Origin of the sequence: Stenotrophomonas sp. TWI377, assembly GCF_039674525.1 — a bacterium.
Classification (GTDB): domain Bacteria; phylum Pseudomonadota; class Gammaproteobacteria; order Xanthomonadales; family Xanthomonadaceae; genus Stenotrophomonas.
On sequence record NZ_JBDJNT010000006.1, the window covers coordinates 1 to 18,679 of the forward strand.

The 18,679-nt window shown below is 66.7% G+C and carries 16 protein-coding genes; 11 read left to right on the plus strand and 5 right to left on the minus strand.

The window, feature by feature from the left end:
- Positions 1 to 61: 61 nt before the first annotated feature.
- A complete protein-coding gene (locus ABE546_RS07325; protein ID WP_313218031.1) occupies positions 62 to 1,558 on the minus strand; it encodes an aminotransferase class III-fold pyridoxal phosphate-dependent enzyme in 1,497 nt (498 codons plus the stop codon).
- Positions 1,559 to 1,805: 247 nt separating this feature from the next.
- On the opposite strand from ABE546_RS07325, the gene queA reads away from it, so the two are divergent.
- The 6 genes from queA to fabV all read left to right on the plus strand — a co-directional run bounded on the left by queA (position 1,806) and on the right by fabV (position 9,509).
- Positions 1,806 to 2,837 carry a tRNA preQ1(34) S-adenosylmethionine ribosyltransferase-isomerase QueA gene (gene queA, locus ABE546_RS07330; RefSeq protein ID WP_313211590.1) on the plus strand — a complete coding sequence of 344 codons (1,032 nt, stop codon included), beginning with the start codon at positions 1,806 to 1,808 and terminating at the stop codon, positions 2,835 to 2,837.
- Between the two features lie 66 nt (positions 2,838 to 2,903).
- A complete protein-coding gene (gene tgt / locus ABE546_RS07335; RefSeq protein WP_176989755.1) occupies positions 2,904 to 4,034 on the plus strand; it encodes a tRNA guanosine(34) transglycosylase Tgt in 1,131 nt (376 codons plus the stop codon).
- Between the two features lie 155 nt (positions 4,035 to 4,189).
- Positions 4,190 to 4,534: a preprotein translocase subunit YajC gene (gene yajC / locus ABE546_RS07340; RefSeq protein ID WP_019183141.1), complete on the plus strand. Its 345-nt coding sequence runs from the start codon at positions 4,190 to 4,192 to the stop codon at positions 4,532 to 4,534.
- A gap of 58 nt (positions 4,535 to 4,592) precedes the next feature.
- Positions 4,593 to 6,446 (plus strand): protein translocase subunit SecD, encoded by a 1,854-nt coding sequence (secD, locus tag ABE546_RS07345; protein ID WP_313218035.1) that lies wholly within the window; start codon positions 4,593 to 4,595, stop codon positions 6,444 to 6,446.
- Between the two features lie 19 nt (positions 6,447 to 6,465).
- Positions 6,466 to 7,440, plus strand: a complete 975-nt coding sequence (secF, locus tag ABE546_RS07350; protein WP_313211573.1) for a protein translocase subunit SecF — start codon at positions 6,466 to 6,468, stop codon at positions 7,438 to 7,440.
- A gap of 809 nt (positions 7,441 to 8,249) precedes the next feature.
- Positions 8,250 to 9,509 (plus strand): enoyl-ACP reductase FabV, encoded by a 1,260-nt coding sequence (fabV, locus tag ABE546_RS07355; protein WP_313211574.1) that lies wholly within the window; start codon positions 8,250 to 8,252, stop codon positions 9,507 to 9,509.
- Between the two features lie 166 nt (positions 9,510 to 9,675).
- On the opposite strand, the gene ABE546_RS07360 is transcribed toward fabV, so the two are convergent.
- The 3 genes from ABE546_RS07360 to ABE546_RS07370 all read right to left on the minus strand — a co-directional run bounded on the left by ABE546_RS07360 (position 9,676) and on the right by ABE546_RS07370 (position 13,570).
- Positions 9,676 to 11,745, minus strand: a complete 2,070-nt coding sequence (locus tag ABE546_RS07360; RefSeq protein ID WP_313211575.1) for an EAL domain-containing protein — start codon at positions 11,743 to 11,745, stop codon at positions 9,676 to 9,678.
- Positions 11,746 to 11,837: 92 nt separating this feature from the next.
- Complete coding sequence (locus tag ABE546_RS07365) at positions 11,838 to 13,022, minus strand: NAD(P)/FAD-dependent oxidoreductase (protein ID WP_313218039.1); 1,185 nt, start codon at positions 13,020 to 13,022, stop codon at positions 11,838 to 11,840.
- On the minus strand, positions 13,019 to 13,570 hold the full coding sequence (locus tag ABE546_RS07370; protein WP_313211577.1) for a YaeQ family protein: 552 nt from the start codon (positions 13,568 to 13,570) through the stop codon (positions 13,019 to 13,021). The genes ABE546_RS07365 and ABE546_RS07370 overlap by 4 nt, the downstream gene beginning before the upstream one ends.
- 41 nt (positions 13,571 to 13,611) lie before the next feature.
- On the opposite strand from ABE546_RS07370, the gene ABE546_RS07375 reads away from it, so the two are divergent.
- Positions 13,612 to 14,496, plus strand: a complete 885-nt coding sequence (locus ABE546_RS07375) for a pseudouridine synthase (RefSeq protein ID WP_346463064.1) — start codon at positions 13,612 to 13,614, stop codon at positions 14,494 to 14,496.
- A 127-nt stretch (positions 14,497 to 14,623) separates the two neighbouring features.
- Here the strand turns inward: ABE546_RS07375 and ABE546_RS07380 are convergent, their stop codons facing one another.
- Complete coding sequence (locus ABE546_RS07380) at positions 14,624 to 15,100, minus strand: YaiI/YqxD family protein (protein ID WP_313218043.1); 477 nt, start codon at positions 15,098 to 15,100, stop codon at positions 14,624 to 14,626.
- Between the two features lie 301 nt (positions 15,101 to 15,401).
- On the opposite strand from ABE546_RS07380, the gene ABE546_RS07385 reads away from it, so the two are divergent.
- The 4 genes from ABE546_RS07385 (at position 15,402) to ABE546_RS07400 (ending at position 18,670) form a co-directional block, all read left to right on the plus strand.
- Positions 15,402 to 15,611, plus strand: coding sequence for a cold-shock protein (locus ABE546_RS07385; protein WP_017356920.1), 210 nt, complete (start codon positions 15,402 to 15,404; stop codon positions 15,609 to 15,611).
- 184 nt (positions 15,612 to 15,795) lie between these two features.
- On the plus strand, positions 15,796 to 16,488 hold the full coding sequence (locus ABE546_RS07390; RefSeq protein ID WP_346463065.1) for a glutathione S-transferase: 693 nt from the start codon (positions 15,796 to 15,798) through the stop codon (positions 16,486 to 16,488).
- 37 nt (positions 16,489 to 16,525) lie between these two features.
- The gene (locus ABE546_RS07395) at positions 16,526 to 18,091 is read left to right on the plus strand and encodes a protein adenylyltransferase SelO (RefSeq protein ID WP_346463066.1); all 1,566 of its coding nucleotides are present in this window, start codon (positions 16,526 to 16,528) and stop codon (positions 18,089 to 18,091) included.
- Between the two features lie 42 nt (positions 18,092 to 18,133).
- Positions 18,134 to 18,670 (plus strand): adenine phosphoribosyltransferase, encoded by a 537-nt coding sequence (locus ABE546_RS07400; RefSeq protein ID WP_123729042.1) that lies wholly within the window; start codon positions 18,134 to 18,136, stop codon positions 18,668 to 18,670.
- Positions 18,671 to 18,679: the final 9 nt, after the last annotated feature.

The following is an 18,679-nucleotide window of genomic DNA, read 5'->3' on the forward strand; positions in this document are numbered from 1 at the left end:
ACCCCCATGAACCCCGGTAGAGCCGACCGTTGGTCGGCTGCCGTTGTTCGTACCGCCGGCCTCAGGCCGCCTGCGACTGCTCCCGGCGCGGGCCTTCCTTCAACGCGCGGCCGACCAGGCCGACCAGCAGGTCCAGCTCTTCGCCGTCCATGCCGAAGTGCGGGGTGAAGCGCAGCGAGTTCTCGCCGCCATGGATCACATTGATGCCATGGTTGCGCAGCCACTCTTCGGTGGAGCCGGTGCCATAGCACTTGAACTGCGGGGCCAGCTCGCAGGAGAACAGCAGGCCGGTGCCTTGGACCTTGGTGATCAGCCCGCCCAGCTCGGTCTTGAGCTGTTCCAGCTTGCGCACGGCTTCCTCGCCGCGCACGCGGATGTTCTCGCGCACCTGCGGGGTCAGCAGCGACAGTGTTGCGCAGGCCACGTCCAGCGCCCGCGGGTTGGAGGTCATGGTGTTGCCGTAGATGCCCTTGCGATACAGCTGCGCCGCATGCTCGGTCACGGCCAGCACGGAAAGCGGGAACTGGGCCGCGTTGAGCGCCTTGGAGTAGGTTTCCATGTCCGGCACATCCAGGCCTTCGAAGCCCGGGTAATCCACGATCGAGAGCACGCCGTGCGCGCGCAGGCCGGCCTGGATCGAATCCAGCAGCAGCAGGCTGCCGTGCTGGCGGGTCAGTTCGCGGGCCAGCGCATAGAACGCGGGCGGCACCGAGCGGCCGGGGTCGCCTTCGCCCATCACCGGCTCCAGGAAGACCGCCTCGATAAACCAGCGGTTCTGTTCGGCCTCGGCGAACACGCGCTTGAGCGCCTCCTCGTCATAGGGCGCGATCGCGATCACCGTGTCCTCGCCGCGGTAGCTGGCCAGGTGCTGCATGTAAGTCTTGCGACTGGAATCGGAATACAGGCCCGGGCGGTCGGTGCGGCCGTGGAAGCTGCCCTTCACCACCACGCGCTTGATCTTCGCACCGGCGTGGCGGGCGCCCGGATCGGTCTGCAGCTTGGCGTTGACATCGGCGATGCGGGCGGCCAGCCCTACCGCTTCGGAGCCCGAGTTCAGGCACATGAAGTGGCTGTACGGGCAGCCGCCACGACGGTGGCCGATCTCCTTGCGCAACGCCTGGATGAAGCGCTGCTGGGACAGGCTGGGGGTCATCACATTGGCCATGACCTGCGGCGCGGCCATCGCCTGCATCACCGCCTCGGGGGTGTGCCCGAAGCCGAGCATGCCGTAGCCGCCGGCGTCGTACAGCACCGCGCCCTTCAGGGTGACCACCCATGCGCCACGGGCGGCGAGGGCGACGTACGGGGTGACCGCATCATCGGCATAGAAATTGACGAACCCCTCCTGCATCGCATCGATCTGGGCGCGCTCGTCCAGTGCCAGCAGGCCGCCAAGATCGGCGCGCACGCGCTCGAATTCAGCGGCGGCGGCGTCGATGGCGGCGACCAGGGCGGGGTGGCCGGCGGCCAGGCGTTCGAGGGTGGCGTCATCCAGGCCGGTGGTGAGGCGGGTGCCGGGCTGGGCGCGGAGCGGGGCGAGACGTTCGATGAAGCTCATTGCAGATCTCCTGAAACGATGGCGGCACGGCGGAAAAGCAAAACGCGCGTCTATTCGCGCGCGCTTCGGGCATTCCTGCTCGTGCATCAGACTTCCGGCTCGATGCTAGCACGCGGTTTTTCGCGCGATAACCCCGTCAAAAACTGTTGCAAAGCAGCATTTTGCGCGACGTTTGGCGAATCCTTCGTTGCCACCGAGAGCCAGTCGTACAATGGCCGACATTGCCTACACGTTGCCGTGCGCTCCCTTGAAGAAGTCCGATTTCAACTACGACCTGCCGCCTGAACTGATTGCCCAGGCGCCGCTCGCCGAGCGCTCGGCGAGCCGCCTGATGGTGGTGCCGCCGGCCCCGGCCGCGTTTGATCACCGCCAGGTGCGCGATCTGCCCGACCTGCTGCAGCCCGGCGACCTGCTGGTCTTCAACGACACCCGGGTGATCCCGGCCCGTCTGTTCGGCCAGAAGGCCAGCGGCGGCCGTGTCGAGATCCTGATCGAGCGCCTGCTCGGTGGCCAGCAGGCCCGCGCGCAGGTCGGCGCCAGCAAGTCGCCCAAGCCAGGCAGCCGCATCGCGCTCGACGCCGGTGGCGAGGCCGAGGTGCTGGGCCGCGACGGCGAGTTCTACGTGCTGCAGTTCCACGTGCCCGAGGCGCTGGAGCAATGGCTGCTGCACGCCGGTCGGCTGCCGCTGCCGCCCTACATCCAGCGCGAACCGGGCGTGGACGACCGCGAGCGCTACCAGACCGTGTTCGCGCGCGAGATCGGCGCGGTGGCCGCCCCGACCGCCGGCCTGCACTTCGATGAGGCCCTGCTGGCCACGTTGAAGGACAAGGGCGTGGCGTTCGGCCACGTGACCCTGCACGTGGGTGCGGGCACCTTCCAGCCGGTCCGCGTGGACGATCTGAAAGAACACGTGATGCACCGTGAGTGGCTGAACGTCGGGGCTGAACTGGTCCAGCAGGTGCGCCGCACCCGGGCTGCGGGCGGCCGGGTGATCGGCGTCGGGACCACCGTGGTGCGCGCGCTGGAAAGCGCCATGCGCGAGGGCGAACTGCTGCCCTACGCCGGGGAAACCCAGATCTTCATCACGCCGGGCTACCGGATCCGCAGCGTGGACGCGATGGTGACCAACTTCCATCTGCCGGAAAGCACGCTGCTGATGATGATCTCGGCGTTTGCCGGCCAGGCCCGGGTGTTCGAGGCCTACCAGGCCGCGATCGCGGAGAAGTACCGCTTCTTCAGCTATGGCGATGCGATGCTGCTGTTCCCGCAGGGGGAATGACGGCAGCGGGGCAGGCGCGGCCGTTTTCGGCGACAATGGCAGACTATTTGCCCGAATGACCGCTCCATGTCCCGACTCCAGTTCCAGCTCCAGACCACCGACGGTCGCGCCCGCCGCGGCCGCCTGACCTTCCCGCGCGGGACCGTGGAAACCCCGGCCTTCATGCCGGTGGGGACCTATGGCTCGGTGAAGGGCATCCTGCCGGAGCAGATCCGCGCGCTGGGTGCGGAAATCATCCTCGGCAACACCTTCCATCTCTACCTGCGCCCGGGCCTGGACGTGATCGCCGACCACGGCGGCCTGCATGGCTTCGCGCGCTGGAACGGCCCGATCCTGACCGACTCCGGCGGCTTCCAGGTGTTCTCGCTGGCCCACCGCCGCAAGATCACCGAGCAGGGCGTGACGTTCTCCTCGCCGACCGACGGCGCCCGTGTGTTCCTGGGCCCGGAAGAGAGCATGCGCATCCAGAAGGTGCTCGATTCGGACGTGGTGATGATCTTCGACGAGTGCACCCCGTACCCGGCCACCGAGCCGGTCGCGCGCACCTCGATGGAGCTGAGCCTGCGCTGGGCGCAGCGCAGCCGTAACGCGCACGATGAACTGGGCAACGACGCGGCGCTGTTCGGCATCGTCCAGGGCGGCGTCCATCACGACCTGCGCAGCCGCTCGGCCGAGGGTCTGCAGCAGATCGGCTTCGACGGCTACGCCATCGGCGGCCTGGCCGTGGGCGAGCCCGAGCACGAACGCAACGCCATGCTCGACCATATGCACCCGATCCTGCCGGCCGATCGCCCGCGCTACCTGATGGGCGTCGGCCGCCCGGAGGATCTGGTCGAAGGCGTCGCCCGCGGCGTGGACATGTTCGATTGTGTGATGCCGACCCGGAATGCCCGCAACGGCCACTATTTCACCTCGTTCGGCACGGTCCGCATCCGCAACGCCCGCTACGAGCGCGACATGGACACCATCGAGCCGGGCTGCGGCTGCCATGCCTGCACCAGCGGCTATACCCGCTCGTATCTGCGCCACCTGGACCGCTGCAACGAGATGCTGGCGCCGATGCTGGGCACCATCCACAACCTCTATTACTACGAGAAGTTGATGGCCGACATGCGCGAGGCGATCGCGGCGGGAACCTTTACCGCCTTCCGCGAGTCCTTCTACGCGGCCCGTGGTGCGGTCACGCCCGCGCTGTAAAGTGCCCCCCGCCAGCCGATCCAGCGCGCGAACCCTGCCAAACGGCCCAAGGACGAACTCCCGGGGCCATGGCATACTTCGAGGCTGACCCCCGTTTCGCGGCGACTCCCCGACCCTCAAAGAGGGCAGGGCGCCTCCCAACCCAAGGACACACTATGAACCTGCTCGCCTTCCTGATTCCCACCGCCAACGCCCAGGCCGCCGGTGGCCAGCCGCAGGGCATGGGTCTGACCACCCTGCTGTTCCCGATCATCCTGATCGCGATCATGTACTTCCTGATGATCCGCCCGCAGATGAAGCGCCAGAAGGAACACAAGGCCATGCTGGAGAAGGTCAAGCGCGGTGACGAAGTGCTGACCAACGGCGGCATCGCCGGCGTGGTCACCGACATCGGCGACAACTTCATCACCATCGAAGTGGCCGAGAACGTGCGCATCCGCGTGCAGAAGGGCGCCGTGGGCAATGTGCTGCCGACCGGCACGCTGAAGTCGGCCAACTGATCCACTCCCTTTCCGTTCAACCGCGGTGCCGGGACGGGCACCGCGCGGGACCCAAGCAATGCTCGAATTTCCACGCTGGAAGTATTTCCTCATCCTGATCGTGTTGGCGGTCAGTGCGTTGTACGCACTGCCCAACATCTACCAGAAGGACCCTGCCGTGCAGATCACCGCCAACCGTGGCGGGCAGATCGACGACGCCCTGCGCGACCGCGTGCTGGGTGACCTCAAGCAGGCCGGCGTGGAGCCGCTGTCGGTGGCCAAGGAAGGCGACAGCCTGATCGTGCGCCTGCCGACGCTGCAGGCGCAGACCGCCGCCAACGACGCCCTGCGCGACGAGATGGGCGAGGACTACGTGGTCGCCCTGAACCTGGCCTCCACCGTGCCGGAGTGGCTGAGCGACCTCGGCGCCAAGCCGATGGTGCTCGGCCTGGATCTGCAGGGCGGCGTGCACTTCGTGCTGCAGGTCGACCAGAAGGCTGCACTGGACAAGCGTCTGGACGCCTACGCCGAAGACGTGCGGACCAGCCTGCGCGATGCCCGCATCGCCTACCAGTCGGTTGAGCGTCGTGGCGACAACACCATCGTGGCCACCATCAGCCCGTCCGCCGGTGCCGATGCCGCCGCGCGCGCCCGCGAAGTCATGGTCAAGGCGCAGCCGACGCTGGGCTACGAGGTGGCGGGCAACCGCATCACCGTGAGCATGCCGGAGACGGAACTGACCGCGATCGCCAACGGCGCCATCGAGCAGAACGTCAACACGCTGCGCAACCGCGTCAATCAGCTCGGCGTGGCCGAGCCGATCATCCAGCGCCAGGGTGCCGACCGCGTGGTCGTGCAGCTGCCGGGCGTGCAGGACACCGCTGAAGCCAAGCGCATGATCGGTGCCACCGCGACGCTGGAGTACCGCGCCGTGGTCGAGGGCAATGCCCAGGACGCGATCACCAGCGGCCGTATCCCGCCGGAGGCCAAGGTCTACCAGCAGCGTGACAACCGTGGCCCGATCCTGCTCAACAAGCGCGTGATCGTGACCGGTGACCAGATGGTCGCCGCCCAGGCCACCACCGACCAGAACGGCGCTGCGGCCGTGAGCGTGACGCTGAACAATGTCGGCGGCCAGCGCATGTTTGATTTCACCAGCGCCAACGTCAACAAGCCGATGGCGGTGGTCTACACCGAACGCATCCCGACCGTGAACGTGGTCGATGGCAAGGAAGTGCGCAGCTTCCGCGTCAAGGAAGAAGTGATCTCGGTCGCCAACATCAACGGCGTGTTCGGCAAGAACTTCCAGACCACCGGCCTTGAGAAGACCGAGGCGGAAAACCTGGCCAAGCTGCTGAAATCCGGTTCGCTGGCCGCACCGATGGACTTCGTTGAAGAACGCATCGTCGGCCCGAGCCTGGGTGCGGAGAACGTCGAGCGCGGCGTGACCGCGGTCGGCTTCGCGTTCCTGTTCACGCTTATCTTCTTCACCGTGTACTACCGGATGTTCGGCGTGATCACCTCGGTGGCCATGCTGTTCAACCTGCTGATCGTAGTGGCGGTGATGTCGCTGTTCGGTGCGACGATGACGCTGCCCGGCTTCGCCGGTCTGGCGCTGTCGATCGGCCTGTCGGTCGACGCCAACGTGCTGATCAACGAGCGTATCCGTGAAGAGCTGCGGGCCGGCATGCCGCCCAAGACGGCCATCGTGGCCGGTTACGAGAAGGCCTCCGGGACCATCCTGGACGCCAACCTCACCGGCATCCTGGCGGGTGTGGCGTTGTATGCGTTCGGTACCGGTCCGTTGAAGGGCTTCGCCGTGACCATGATCGTCGGCATCCTGGCCTCCATGTTCACTGCAATCACCGTCTCGCGTGCCCTTGCCGTGCTGGTCTACAGCCGCCGCAAGAAGCTCAAGACCCTGGCCATTTGACGGGAAGCGAATAGAAACCATGAAACTTTTCCCGTTGCATCTGATCCCGAACGACACCAAGTTCGACTTCATGCGCACCCGCTGGGTGGCCATCGGCCTGGCGGCGCTGGTGTTCATTGCCGCCATCGGCTGCATTGCCTTCAAGGGCTTCAACTACGCGCTGGACTTCACCGGCGGCACCGTGGTCGAAGTCCGCTTCGACAAGCCCGCTGACGTCGATGCCGTGCGCGACCATCTGGAAGGCGCCGGCTATGCCGGGGCCCAGGTGCAGAGCTTCGGCAGCGGCAGCAACCTGCTGATCCGTCTGCAGCCGCAGGAGATGGCCGAAGGCGAGAACGCCGGTGAGGCCAACAACCGCACCGCCGAAGCCGTGCAGAAAGCGATCTCGATGGAGGGCAACCAGGCCGCCATCGTGGGTGCCGAGTTTGTCGGCCCGCAGGTGGGTAAAGAGCTGGCGCTGAACGGCCTGTACGCAGCGCTGTTCGTGCTGATCGGCTTCCTGATCTACATCGGTTTCCGCTTCGAGTGGAAGTTCGCGATGGTGGCGATCATCACCACGCTGTTCGACGTGCTGGTGGTGGCCGGTTACTTCTCGCTGAGTGGCCGTGAGTTCGATCTGACCGTGCTGGCAGGTCTGCTGTCGGTGATGGGCTTCTCGATCAACGACACCATCGTGGTCTTCGACCGTGTGCGTGAGAACTTCCGCAGCCTGCGCGTGGAGCCGCTGGAAGTGATGAACCGGTCGATCAACCAGACGCTGTCGCGCACGATCATCACCTCGCTGGTGTTCTTCCTGTCGGTGCTGGCGCTGTACCTGTACGGCGGTGGTTCGCTGGAAGGGCTGGCGCTGAGCCAGATGATCGGTGCGGTGATCGGTACGCTGTCGTCGATCTTCATTGCCTGCCCGCTGCTGACGATGGGCGCGCTGGCGGTGACCAAGCAGGATCTGCTGCCGAAGGCCAAGGACGTGGAAGCGTTGGAGCGTCGTCCGTAAGTTTTCTGGTGGTGTGAAACATCTGAGAGGCCGCGCATTGCGCGGCCTTTCTTTTTGTTTGGGGCCAGCGCCGGAGTTAGAGCCGGAGCCGGAGCTGGAGCCAGACCCAGAGCCGCAGCCAGAGCGGCGCCTTGGATGTTCACTATTGGAGGGCGACGGATAGCGCTGTGCTGGACCCGCCGTAAACCCATCCCTGGGGGCTCGTGAGCGCCATCCATGGCGCTCCAACGGTCCTGCACATCGCTATCCGTCACCCTCCAGACAGGGGGCTGGATGGCGGTTGGTAGGGCAGAGCGAAGCAAGGCAAAGCCACGCAAAGCAAAGCCACGCAAAGCAAAGCCACGCAAAGCAAAGCAACGGCACCCGCGCTGGCGTGGATCTACGTGGGGCAAGAATCGGCCTTGGCATTGGTGACTCTCTGCACGCGCGATCCTGGTTCGGCGACAGTCGGCCAATCTCCAAGAGTCAGCATCCACTGCACTCGTCACAGCGTCAGGTGTGGCAGGTAGAGCCACGCCATGCGTGGCTGCTCTCCGTCCGCAGCGACCCTGTGTCGGGCAGGGGCCGGTGAGGGCAGGGCGGGACCGTCACCCGCATGGATGCGGATGTCGAGCCTCCAGGGGCGGATTCACGGCGCGTCCCGACCTGCCCTCACCGGTCCCAGGCCACGAGGAACATACACCCCCGTCGGTTGTACTAAGCAGCGCTGCGCACTACGATCCCTTGCGTTCCGCGCAGCCGCTCCGGTGGCGCGCGACCTCCCTTTTCATCGCGCCGGTCCGCCCTGCGCCAGTCCCCTCGAGGTTTACATGGTCATCAAACCGCGTGTGCGCGGCTTCATCTGCGTCACCACCCATCCCGTCGGCTGCGATGCGGCCGTCAAGCAGCAGATCGATTACATCCAGTCCAAGCCGAAGATCACCAATGGCCCGAAGAAGGTGCTGGTGCTCGGCGCCTCCACCGGCTACGGGCTGGCCGCGCGCATCACTGCCGCCTTCGGCAGCGATGCCGCCACGCTGGGCGTGTTCTTCGAGCGCCCGGGCACCGAGACCAAGCCCGGCACCGCCGGCTGGTACAACACCGCCGCGTTCCACAAGTACGCCGAGCAGGCCGGTCTGTACGCCAAGAGCGTCAATGGCGATGCGTTCTCCGATGAGGTCAAGGCCAAGGTCATCGAGCTGATCAAGCAGGACCTCGGCCAGGTCGACCAGGTGGTGTACAGCCTGGCCGCGCCGCGCCGCAAGCATCCCAAGACCGGTGAAGTGATCAGCTCCACGCTCAAGCCGATCGGTGCGCCGATCACGCTGCGTGGCCTGGATACCGACAAGGAAGTGATCACCGAGACCACGATCGAGCCGGCCACGCCCGAAGAGATCGCCGGCACCGTCGCCGTCATGGGCGGCGAAGACTGGCAGATGTGGATCGATGCGCTGCTCGAGGCCGGTGTGCTGGCCGAGGGCGCGACCACCACGGCCTTCACCTATGTCGGTGAGGAAATCACCCAGGCGATCTACTGGAACGGCTCCATCGGCGCGGCCAAGAAGGATCTGGACGAGAAGGTCGTCGGTCTGCGCCAGAAGCTGGCCCCGATCGGTGGCGATGCGCGCGTGTCGGTGCTCAAGGCGGTGGTCACCCAGGCCAGCTCGGCCATCCCGACCATGCCGCTGTACCTGTCGCTGCTGTTCAAGGTGATGAAGGCCAAGGGCACGCATGAAGGCTGCATCGAGCAGCTCGATACGCTGTACGACATCCTCTACGGCGGCAAGGATGCGGGCACCGCAACCGAGCGCCTGCGCCACGATCTGGTCACCGATGGCGGCCGCAAGGTCGAGCTGATCGATGACGCCGGCCGCCTGCGCGCGGACTACAAGGAAATGGCACCGGAGGTGCAGGGCGAGGTGGTCGCGCTGTGGCCGCAGGTGACCAACGAGAACCTGTACGAGATCAGCGATCTGGCCGGCTACAAGGCTGATTTCCTGCGTCTGTTCGGGTTCGGCGTGGAAGGCGTGGATTACGACGCCGATGTCGCCACCGACGTGAAGATTCCGAACCTGGTCGAGATGGCCTGATCGGAAGGAGGGATGCCGACCAACGGTCGGCATCTACCGGTGTGGTGCGCGCAGATGCCCACGCGCCGCGCCGTGACGCCCATGCGGCGCACCGGGATGCGCCGGCAGCGCACCCGGATGTCCGGGAAGCCGTAGGTCACGACCGTTGGTCGTGACGCTCAGACGCTCAGCTGAAGTCGAAGTTCATCACCGGCCCCGCCGGGCCGACGAACTCACCCTGCACGTAGTCCACGCCGGCACTGAAGAGCAGGCTCATCGAGTTGGCATCGGCGACGAACTCGGCGATGGTCCGGATGTTGGCGGCCTGCGCACGCGCGGTGATCTCGCTGATCTTCTCGCTGTGCTCGCGGGTGCGGGCGAAGTCGGACGTGAAGTCGCGGTCCAGCTTGAGGAACTGCGGCTGGAAGTGCGCCAGCAGCTGGAACGAATCCAGCCCTGATCCGAACTGCTCCAGACCGATCCGGCAACCCAGCGGGGCGACCGCGGCCAGGAACTGCTGGGCATTGCGCAGGTGGGTGAACACCTTGGCCTCCGGCGCGTGCAGCCACAGCTGTTCGCCCGGCACGCCCTGCGCCTCGAGTTCGCGCCGGAGCGTGGCGATCATCTGCGGGTCGTTGAACGACTCCGGGGTGATCTTCACCATCAGGTGGGTCACATGGCCCTCGCGCTTGCGCGCGGCGAGCATGCCGATCGCGTGGGTGACCACCCAGCGGTTGATGTCGGCCAGCAACCCGTGATCCTCGGCGATGCCCAGGAAGGCTGTCGGGCTGAGCAGCTCGCCGTTGTGGTCCAGGCGCAGGTAGGCTTCGTAGAGCTCCAGCGCTTCGCCCTGCAGGTTGAGCACCGGCTGGTAATGCAGCTGGAAGCCATCGCCGGCCAAGGCCTGGCGGATGCGTGCCACCCAGTGCTGGATGCGTTCTTCTTCCACGCGATCCACCGCGGCCGGATCGAATACGCGGGTGGTGTTGCCCAGCTCCAGTGCCGCCTGGGTGCACTCGGTGGCACGCGCCAGCACCTGGCCGATGCTCGCGATCTTTTCACCGACCTGCACACCGCCCACGCTGACCGTGACCGTGGCCGAGCGCTCGCCGATGCTGAACACCTGCGAGGCGAATGCCTCACGGATCTGGTCGGCCAGGGCGACGGTCTGCGCGTAGGGCGCTTCGGTCAGCACGGCAAAGCTGTGCTCGCCGAAGCGCGCCACCTGTGCGGTGTCGCCCACCGAGTGGGCCAGCACGCGGGCGAGGGCACCGATCAGCGTGTCGGCCGAGTCCAGGCCGATCTCCGGCAGCAGGCGCGCGTAATGATCCGGTTCGATCAACAGCAGGCCGAACCGGCCCTCGCTGCGACCGGCCTGGGCCACGGCATGTTCGACATGCAACATGAAGGTCGGGCGGTTGAGCAGGCCGGTGACCTGGTCGCGCTGGCGCAGGTCCTCGACCTCGCGCGCCAGCTCCGGATCGAACTCCATGCGGCGGCGGAACACCACCTGCAGGCACGATTCGCCCTCATAGCTGGCCTGGGTGAACTCCATCGTGGCCGGGAACACCGCGCCGTCCTGGTTGCGCGCATCCACCTGGTACTGCGGCGGCGGCGCATCGCCCTTGCTCATGGATTTGAGCAGCTGCTTGAAGCCGTCCACATGCTGCGGGGCGACCATGTCCAGCAGCGAGATGCCTTCCACATCGTCGAAGGTTTCGTAGCCGAACATCTCCAGGTAGGCCTCGTTGGCCCGGATGTGCATGCCTTCATGGATGTAGGCGATCGGGTCGCGCGAGGAGGAGATCAGCGCATCGCAGCGGCGCTCGGTCTCGCGCATCTGCGCCTCGATCCGGCGCAGCCCGCGGCGCGCATGCAGATCGGTCCATTCGTTGCGCACTACCGCCAGCAGGTGCTCGGGGCGGTGGCGCAGGGCGATGGCGCGGATGCCATTGGCCCCGGCCTCGACCCACTCGGTTTCGTTGATCGATTCGGCCAGCAGGATCATCGGGATGTCCTTGCCGCTGGCCGCGATCTGCTGGGTCACCTGCAGCAGTGGGATGCTCTGCGCCGCGGTGACCAGCACCAGGTCGATCGGCTGGGTACCCAGTGCCTGGGCCAGTTCCTCACTGTGCTGCGGGCGCGTCGGGCGCACCGCGATGCCGCTGTTGCGCAGCGTGCTGACGATGGTCTCGGCGTTCTCGCCGCTGTCGTCCACGATCAGCAGGCGGACCGTCATGTCATTCGCGTTCTGCATTCACTACTCCCCGGACTGCAAACTTGATACACGATGCGTGTGACTACGTCCATGCGGCAAACGGTAGCCGATCACGGAACGCTGGTTCCGGCTCAGGCCACGCTCCCTGCCGCATGGCCACAGGCCCAGGCCCACTGGAAGTTGTAGCCCCCCAGCCAGCCGGTCACGTCCAGCACCTCCCCAATGAAGTGCAGGCCGGGAACCACGTGCGATTCAAAGGTACTGGAGGACACCTTCCGGGTGTCGACTCCGCCCAGCGTCACTTCGGCGGTACGGTACCCCTCGGTGCCACTGGCCACCAGCGGGAAATTCTGCAACAGCTCGGCCGCCTCGCGCAGCTGTGGCTCGTCGATCTGGCGCACCAGCCGGTCCGGGAGCCAGTGCTCGCACAGGCGCAGCGCCAGCCGGCGCGGCAACACCTCCGACAGCACCGTGCGCAGCTCGGCGGCACCGCGTTCGGCCTTCATCCGGCGCAGCCACTCCAGCGCGTCCTGGCCGGGGAGCAGGTCCAGGTGCAGCGTATCGCCGGGCTGCCAGTACGAGGAGATCTGCAGGATCGCCGGGCCGCTGATGCCGCGGTGGGTGATCAGCATGGAGTTGCGGAACTCGGTGCCGTTGCAGCGCGCTTCGATCGGCAGGGCCACGCCGCTGAGATCGTTGAAGCGCTCCTGATGCTTGCCACTCAGGGTCAGTGGCACCAGCCCGGCGCGGGTCGGCAGGACCTCATGACCGAACTGGCGGGCCAGCTCATAGCCGAAGCCGGTCGCGCCCATGCTCGGGATCGACAGGCCACCCGTGGCCACCACCAGCGAGGCGGCATGGAAGTGCCCCTGCGCGGTGTGCACGTGGAAGCCGTCCGCGCCGCGCTCCACCTTCTGCACGCCGCAGTCGGTGCGGATCTGCACGCCGGCGGCCTGGCATTCGTCCACCAGCATCTTCACGATCTGCTTGGAGGAGATGTCGCAGAACAGCTGGCCCAGCTCTTTTTCGTGATACGCGATGCCGTGCCGCTCCACCATCTCGATGAAGTGGTATGGCGTGTAACGGGCCAGCGCGGATTTGCAGAAGTGCGGATTGGCCGACAGGAAGTTGGCCGCCGTGGTGCCGGTGTTGGTGAAGTTGCAGCGCCCGCCGCCGGACATCAGGATCTTCTTGCCAACCTTGTTGGCATGGTCGATCACCTGCACCAGGCGCCCGCGTTTGCCTGCGGTCATCGCGCACATCAGCCCGGCCGCGCCGGCCCCGATGACCAGCACATCACAGCGGATCACACTCACGCCTGCGGCTTCTGCTTGCGCCAGGTGGGGATGACGCTGAGCTGCGCCTTGTCGGACGTCAACTGCACTTCGCCGTCCTGGATCTGTACGTCCCACTGCATCGTGCGTTCGATCTGCGCGCCCCATTCGGTGACGAACTCGCCCGGCAGGTCCATCACGTCCAGCGTGGACAGCTTCTTCAGTGCGGAGGCGTTGCGGTCCCACCAGATGTCGGCGGCGCGGCCGCCGTAGGTGACCAGCTGCACCGCGCGCGCGCGGCCGGCGGCCTTGCGCAGGCGCGACTCGTCGGGCTGGCCCAGTTCGATCCACAGCTCGACGTCACCGGTGTAGTCGCGTCGCCACAGGTCCGGCTCGTCGTCCACGCTCAGGCCGCGGCCGAACTCCAGCCGGTCATCGGCGTTCAGCGCGAAGGTGAGCAGGCGCACCATCAGGCGGTCGTCGGTCTCGGACGGGTGCTGGGCCAGCGTCAGCGTATGGCTGGCGTAATAGCCGCGATCCATGTCGCTGATCTGTAGTTCGGCCTTGCGGATGGTGGCGGTGAGGGCCATGGGGATACCTGAAACAAAGAGCGCCATGATAATGGTTCGCCATGAGCCCGTCCGATCCGATCCTCGCTGCCCCCGCACCCAGCCGCCTGCAGTTGCCCCCCGGCGACTGGCCGAGCCTGCTGGAGGGACTGTGTGCGCGCTTTCCGCGCATCGACCGCGCGCAGTGGGCAGACCGCTTCGCCCGGGGGCGGGTGCAGGACGCGCAGGGCAGGGCGCTCGCGCCGGACCAGGCCTGGCAGGTGGGGCTGGAGATCGTGTATTTCCGTGAAGTGGCCGATGAGCCGGTGATTCCCTTCGCCGAGGCCATCGTCCACCAGGACGCGGACCTGCTGGTGGCCGACAAGCCGCACTTCCTGCCGGTCACTCCTGCCGGCGGTTACGTGCGCGAGACGCTGCTGGCCCGGCTGGTGGCGCGCACCGGCAACCGGGATCTGGTGCCGCTGCACCGCCTGGACCGGCTGACCGCCGGGCTGGTGCTGTTCTCCACCCGGCCAGACAGCCGCGATGCCTACCAGCGCCTGTTCCGCGAGCGGCGCATCGAGAAGGTGTACGAAGCCTTGGCGCCGGCATTGCCGCCCCTGGCGTTCCCGCTGGAACGCCATACGCGACTGGTCCCCGGTGAGCCGTTCTTCCGCATGACCGAGGCGCCCGGTGAGCCCAATGCCCGAACCCGCATCGAGGTGGCCGACAGCACCGGACCGGTCTGGCGCTACCGGCTGCACCCGGTCACCGGCCGCAAGCACCAGCTGCGCGTGCACATGGCGGGGCTGGGCGCGCCGATCCTGGGCGATGATCTGTACCCAGACCTGCTCGCGGACGGGCCGGCGGATACGCCGCTGCAGTTGCTGGCGAAGGAACTGACATTCGATGACCCGCTGACCGGGCAGCGGCGCACGTTCACCAGCGGCCTGTCGCTCCACCTGTAGAGCCGGCCGCTGGCCGGCTGCCGGGGTGTGTGGTGGTCACCAAGCGCTACGGAGGAGCCGGCCGGCGGCCGGCACTACCGGGCCGCGACTTTCCGCCGCGCCGGACCTCGACCCGCCATCCGTCCGTTCATCTTGCCGAACGCTTGGCCAGCCAGCGGTCCAGTTGCGCGGCAAAGGCCTGCTTGTCCCGCGCATGCAGCGGCGGAGGGCCGCCGGTCTGAACGCCGGCGCCGCGCAGTTCCTCCATGAAATTGCGCATCGACAGCCGCTCGGCCATGTTGTTCGGGGTGTACAGGTCGCCGCGCGGGTTCAATGCGACGGCCTTTTTGTCCAACACCAGGGCCGCCAGCGGGATGTCCTGCGTGACGACCAGATCGCCCGGCTGGACCCGTTCCACGATCACACTGTCGGCCACATCCAAGCCCGGCGGAACCTGGATCGAGCGGATGAAACGGGACGGAGGGGTCCGCAGCCAGTGGTTCGCGACCAGCGTCATCTCGATCCCGGCGCGCTCGGCGGCCCGGAACAGGATCTCCTTGATGACGGCCGGACAGGCGTCGGCGTCCACCCAGATGTGAACTTTAGGGGTCGGGGCATCGGTCATTTGGCTGATCTTAAGGTAGGAAAAATCTGAATAGGGGGTGCGATTTCGTGTAGGATCGCCCGACCCCTTGTCCTGTCAGGCGGGAGGGGGAGGATGGCTGAATCACCCAGCTATCGCTTTTTCGGTAAAACACGAGTATCGTCACCCACACTGTGTTTGCTAGGGTCACCGTGAATCGTGGCCTGGTGCAGTTGATCTCACGATCTGCTCATCGATCCGCTTTACCAACGCCTGCAACTCAGTCTCGGCTCCGATACGCGGCGGCCGCGATTATTTCAACTATTGTTTCAGGAGTTAGTACATGTCTGATCGTCAGCAGGGCACCGTGAAGTGGTTCAACGACGCCAAGGGCTTCGGCTTCATCACCCCGGAAAGCGGCCCGGACCTCTTCGTGCATTTCCGCGCGATCCAGGGCACCGGCTTCAAGTCGCTGCAGGAAGGCCAGAAGGTGACTTTCGTCGCCGTGCAGGGCCAGAAGGGTATGCAGGCTGACCAGGTGCAGGCGGTCTAATCGACCCCCCGCCACCGTAAGGTCGCCTAAAACGCCGGAAGCGAAAGCTTCCGGCGTTTTTTATTGGGCGGCGTCCGGCCATCGTCGACGCAGAGCCGTTGAAGACGTCATCGCAGACCCCGTTGAAGACGTCATCGTTCCTGTTGCCCGGTTACGATGCCGCTTTGACCCTGCGGAACCCTCGATGATCAAGGTGCACCATCTGGACCACTCGCGCTCGCTGCGCGTGCTGTGGATGCTCGAAGAACTGGGCCTGCCGTACCAGGTCGTCAACTACCAGCGCGATCCCAAGACCTGGCTGGCACCGCAGGCGCTGCGCGACGTGCACCCGCTGGGAAAATCGCCGGTGCTGCAGGACGATGCCCTGGTCCTGGCCGAATCCGGCGCGATCCTGGAATACCTGGCCGACCGCTACGACAGCGGCCGCCAGCTCTCGCCCGAGCCGATGCCGGCCCAGGCCCCCGAGCGCGTGCGTTACCGCTACTGGATGCACTACGCCGAAGGCTCGGCAATGCCGCCGCTGGTGATGACGCTGGTGTTTTCGCGGCTGCGCAAGGCGCCGATGCCGTTCTTCGCCAAGCCGATCGCACGCTCCATCGCCGACAAGGCGCTGAACGGCTTCGTGCGTCCGCAGGTAAAGCTGCACATGGACTGGATGGAACGCGAGCTCGGCCAGTCGCCGTGGTTTGCCGGTGAACGCTTCACCGCTGCCGATATCCAGATGAGCTTCCCGATCCAGGCCGCCGGCGCGCGCGGTGGCGACATGACCGCCTATCCACGGCTGCAGGCGTACCTGGCGCGGATCGAGCAGCGCCCGGCGTACCAGCGTGCGGTGGAGCGCGGCGGTCCGTTGAACCTCGGCGGCGGTTCGCGCTGAACTTGCGGGGCAGCCGGTCTGCCCCCATTTCATACCGATGAGCACCCAGCCCCTGCGTTTCGACAACCGTTTCATCCGCGACCTGCCCGGCGACCCGGAAACCGGCCCGCGCGTGCGGGAGGTGCGCGAGGCCGCGTGGTCTTCGGTCATGCCGACGCCGGTCGCCGCGCCACAGCTGCTGGCGTACTCGCCTGAGGTGGCCACGCTGTTGGGCATGGGCGAGGACCTGATCGAGAGCGAGGATTTCGCGCGGGTGTTCGGCGGCAATGCGCTGTATGCCGGGATGGCACCGTGGGCGGCCAACTACGGTGGGCATCAGTTCGGCCATTGGGCGGGGCAACTCGGCGATGGCCGTGCGATCTCGCTGGGCGAGCTGCTCACTCCGGATGGTGCGCATTGGGAGCTGCAGTTGAAGGGTGCCGGGCGCACACCGTACTCGCGGGGCGCCGACGGGCGGGCGGTGCTGCGCTCGTCCATCCGCGAGTTCCTGTGCAGCGAAGCGATGCATCACCTCGGTGTGCCGACCACGCGGGCGCTGAGTCTGGTTGGCACCGGCGATGCCGTGGTGCGCGACATGTTCTACGACGGTCGCCCTGAAGCCGAGCCCGGCGCGATCGTGTGTCGCGTCGCGCCGTCGTTCATCCGCTTTGGCAGCTTCGAACTGCCGGCGTCGCGCGGCGACACGACGTTGCTGCGGCAGTTGGCCGATGTCTGCATCGCGCGCGATTTTCCTGCGCTGGCAGAGGCGGGCGAGGCGCGCCATGCGCGCTGGTTTGCCGACATCTGCGAGCGCACCGCGGTGCTTGTCGCGCATTGGATGCGCGTCGGTTTCGTGCATGGCGTGATGAACACCGACAACCTCTCCATCCTCGGGCTCACCATCGATTACGGCCCGTATGGCTGGGTCGAGGATTACGATACCGAGTGGACCCCCAACACCACCGACGCGCAGGGCCGACGCTATCGTTTCGGCACGCAGCCGCAGGTGGCGTACTGGAATCTCACCCGGCTGGCGCAGGCCTTGGCGCCGCTGTTCGAGGATGTCACCCCGCTGCATGACGGGCTGGCGCGCTTCCAGCAGGTGCACGCGCAATGCGAGCGCGCCGACATCGCCGCGAAGCTGGGCCTGGACGGCTGCCGCGATGACGACGTGGCGTTGATGGCGGCTTGGCTGGAGATCCTGCACGAGGGCGAGATGGACATGACGCTCGCGTTCCGCGGGCTGATGGCGATCGATCCTGCATCGCCTTCGGTGGCGGTGCTGGAGGAGGCGTTCTACAGCCCGGCCCGTCGCGAAGCGGTGCTGCCGTCGCTGCAGGCATGGCTGCAGCAGTACGCGGTGCGCCTGCGTTCCGATGGCTTGAGTGCACAGGCGCGTCAGCAGCAGATGGGCCGCGCCAACCCGGTCTACGTGCTGCGCAACTGGCTGGCCCAGGAGGCGATCGAGCAGGCGGAGCAGGGCGATCTCAGTGGCGTGCACACGCTGCTGGAGGTGCTGCGGCGCCCGTATGACGTGCAGCCCGGGCGCGAGCACTTCGCGGCCAAGCGACCCGAGTGGGCGCGTGTGAAGGCCGGCTGCTCGATGCTGTCCTGCAGCTCGTAGGGCGCTCGGTTACCCTATGCCACCCTTTGTGCTGTGCCGATCATGACCGAGTCTTCCGCCACGCCCGCCTGGGCCGGCCGCCTGCGCGACATCGCCGATTTCCCCAAGCCGGGCATCCTGTTCAAGGACATCATGCCGTTGCTCGCCGACGGCCCGGATTTCGCGGCCGCCATCGATGCGATGGTCGCGCCCTGGCGCGACGCCAATCTGCAGGCGGTGATGGGGATCGAGTCGCGCGGTTTCATCCTCGGCGCGGCCATGGCGCGGGTGCTGGGCGTGGGCTTCGTGCCGGTGCGCAAGCCGGGCAAGCTGCCGGGCAAGGTGCTGCGCCAGGATTACACCCTGGAATACCGCACCGACAGCATCGAAGTGCACGCCGATGCCTTGCCGGCCGGTGCACGCGTGCTGGTGATCGATGATGTGCTCGCCACGGGCGGCACCCTGCTGGCGGCGTTGTCGCTGGCCCGCCAGCTGCAGGTCGAGGTGGTCGGCGCGGCCGTGCTGGTGGAACTGGCGGGCCTTGGCGGCCGCGACCGCTGGACGGATGACGTCCCGCTGCTGGCCAACCTGGTCTATTGAGCCGGACAT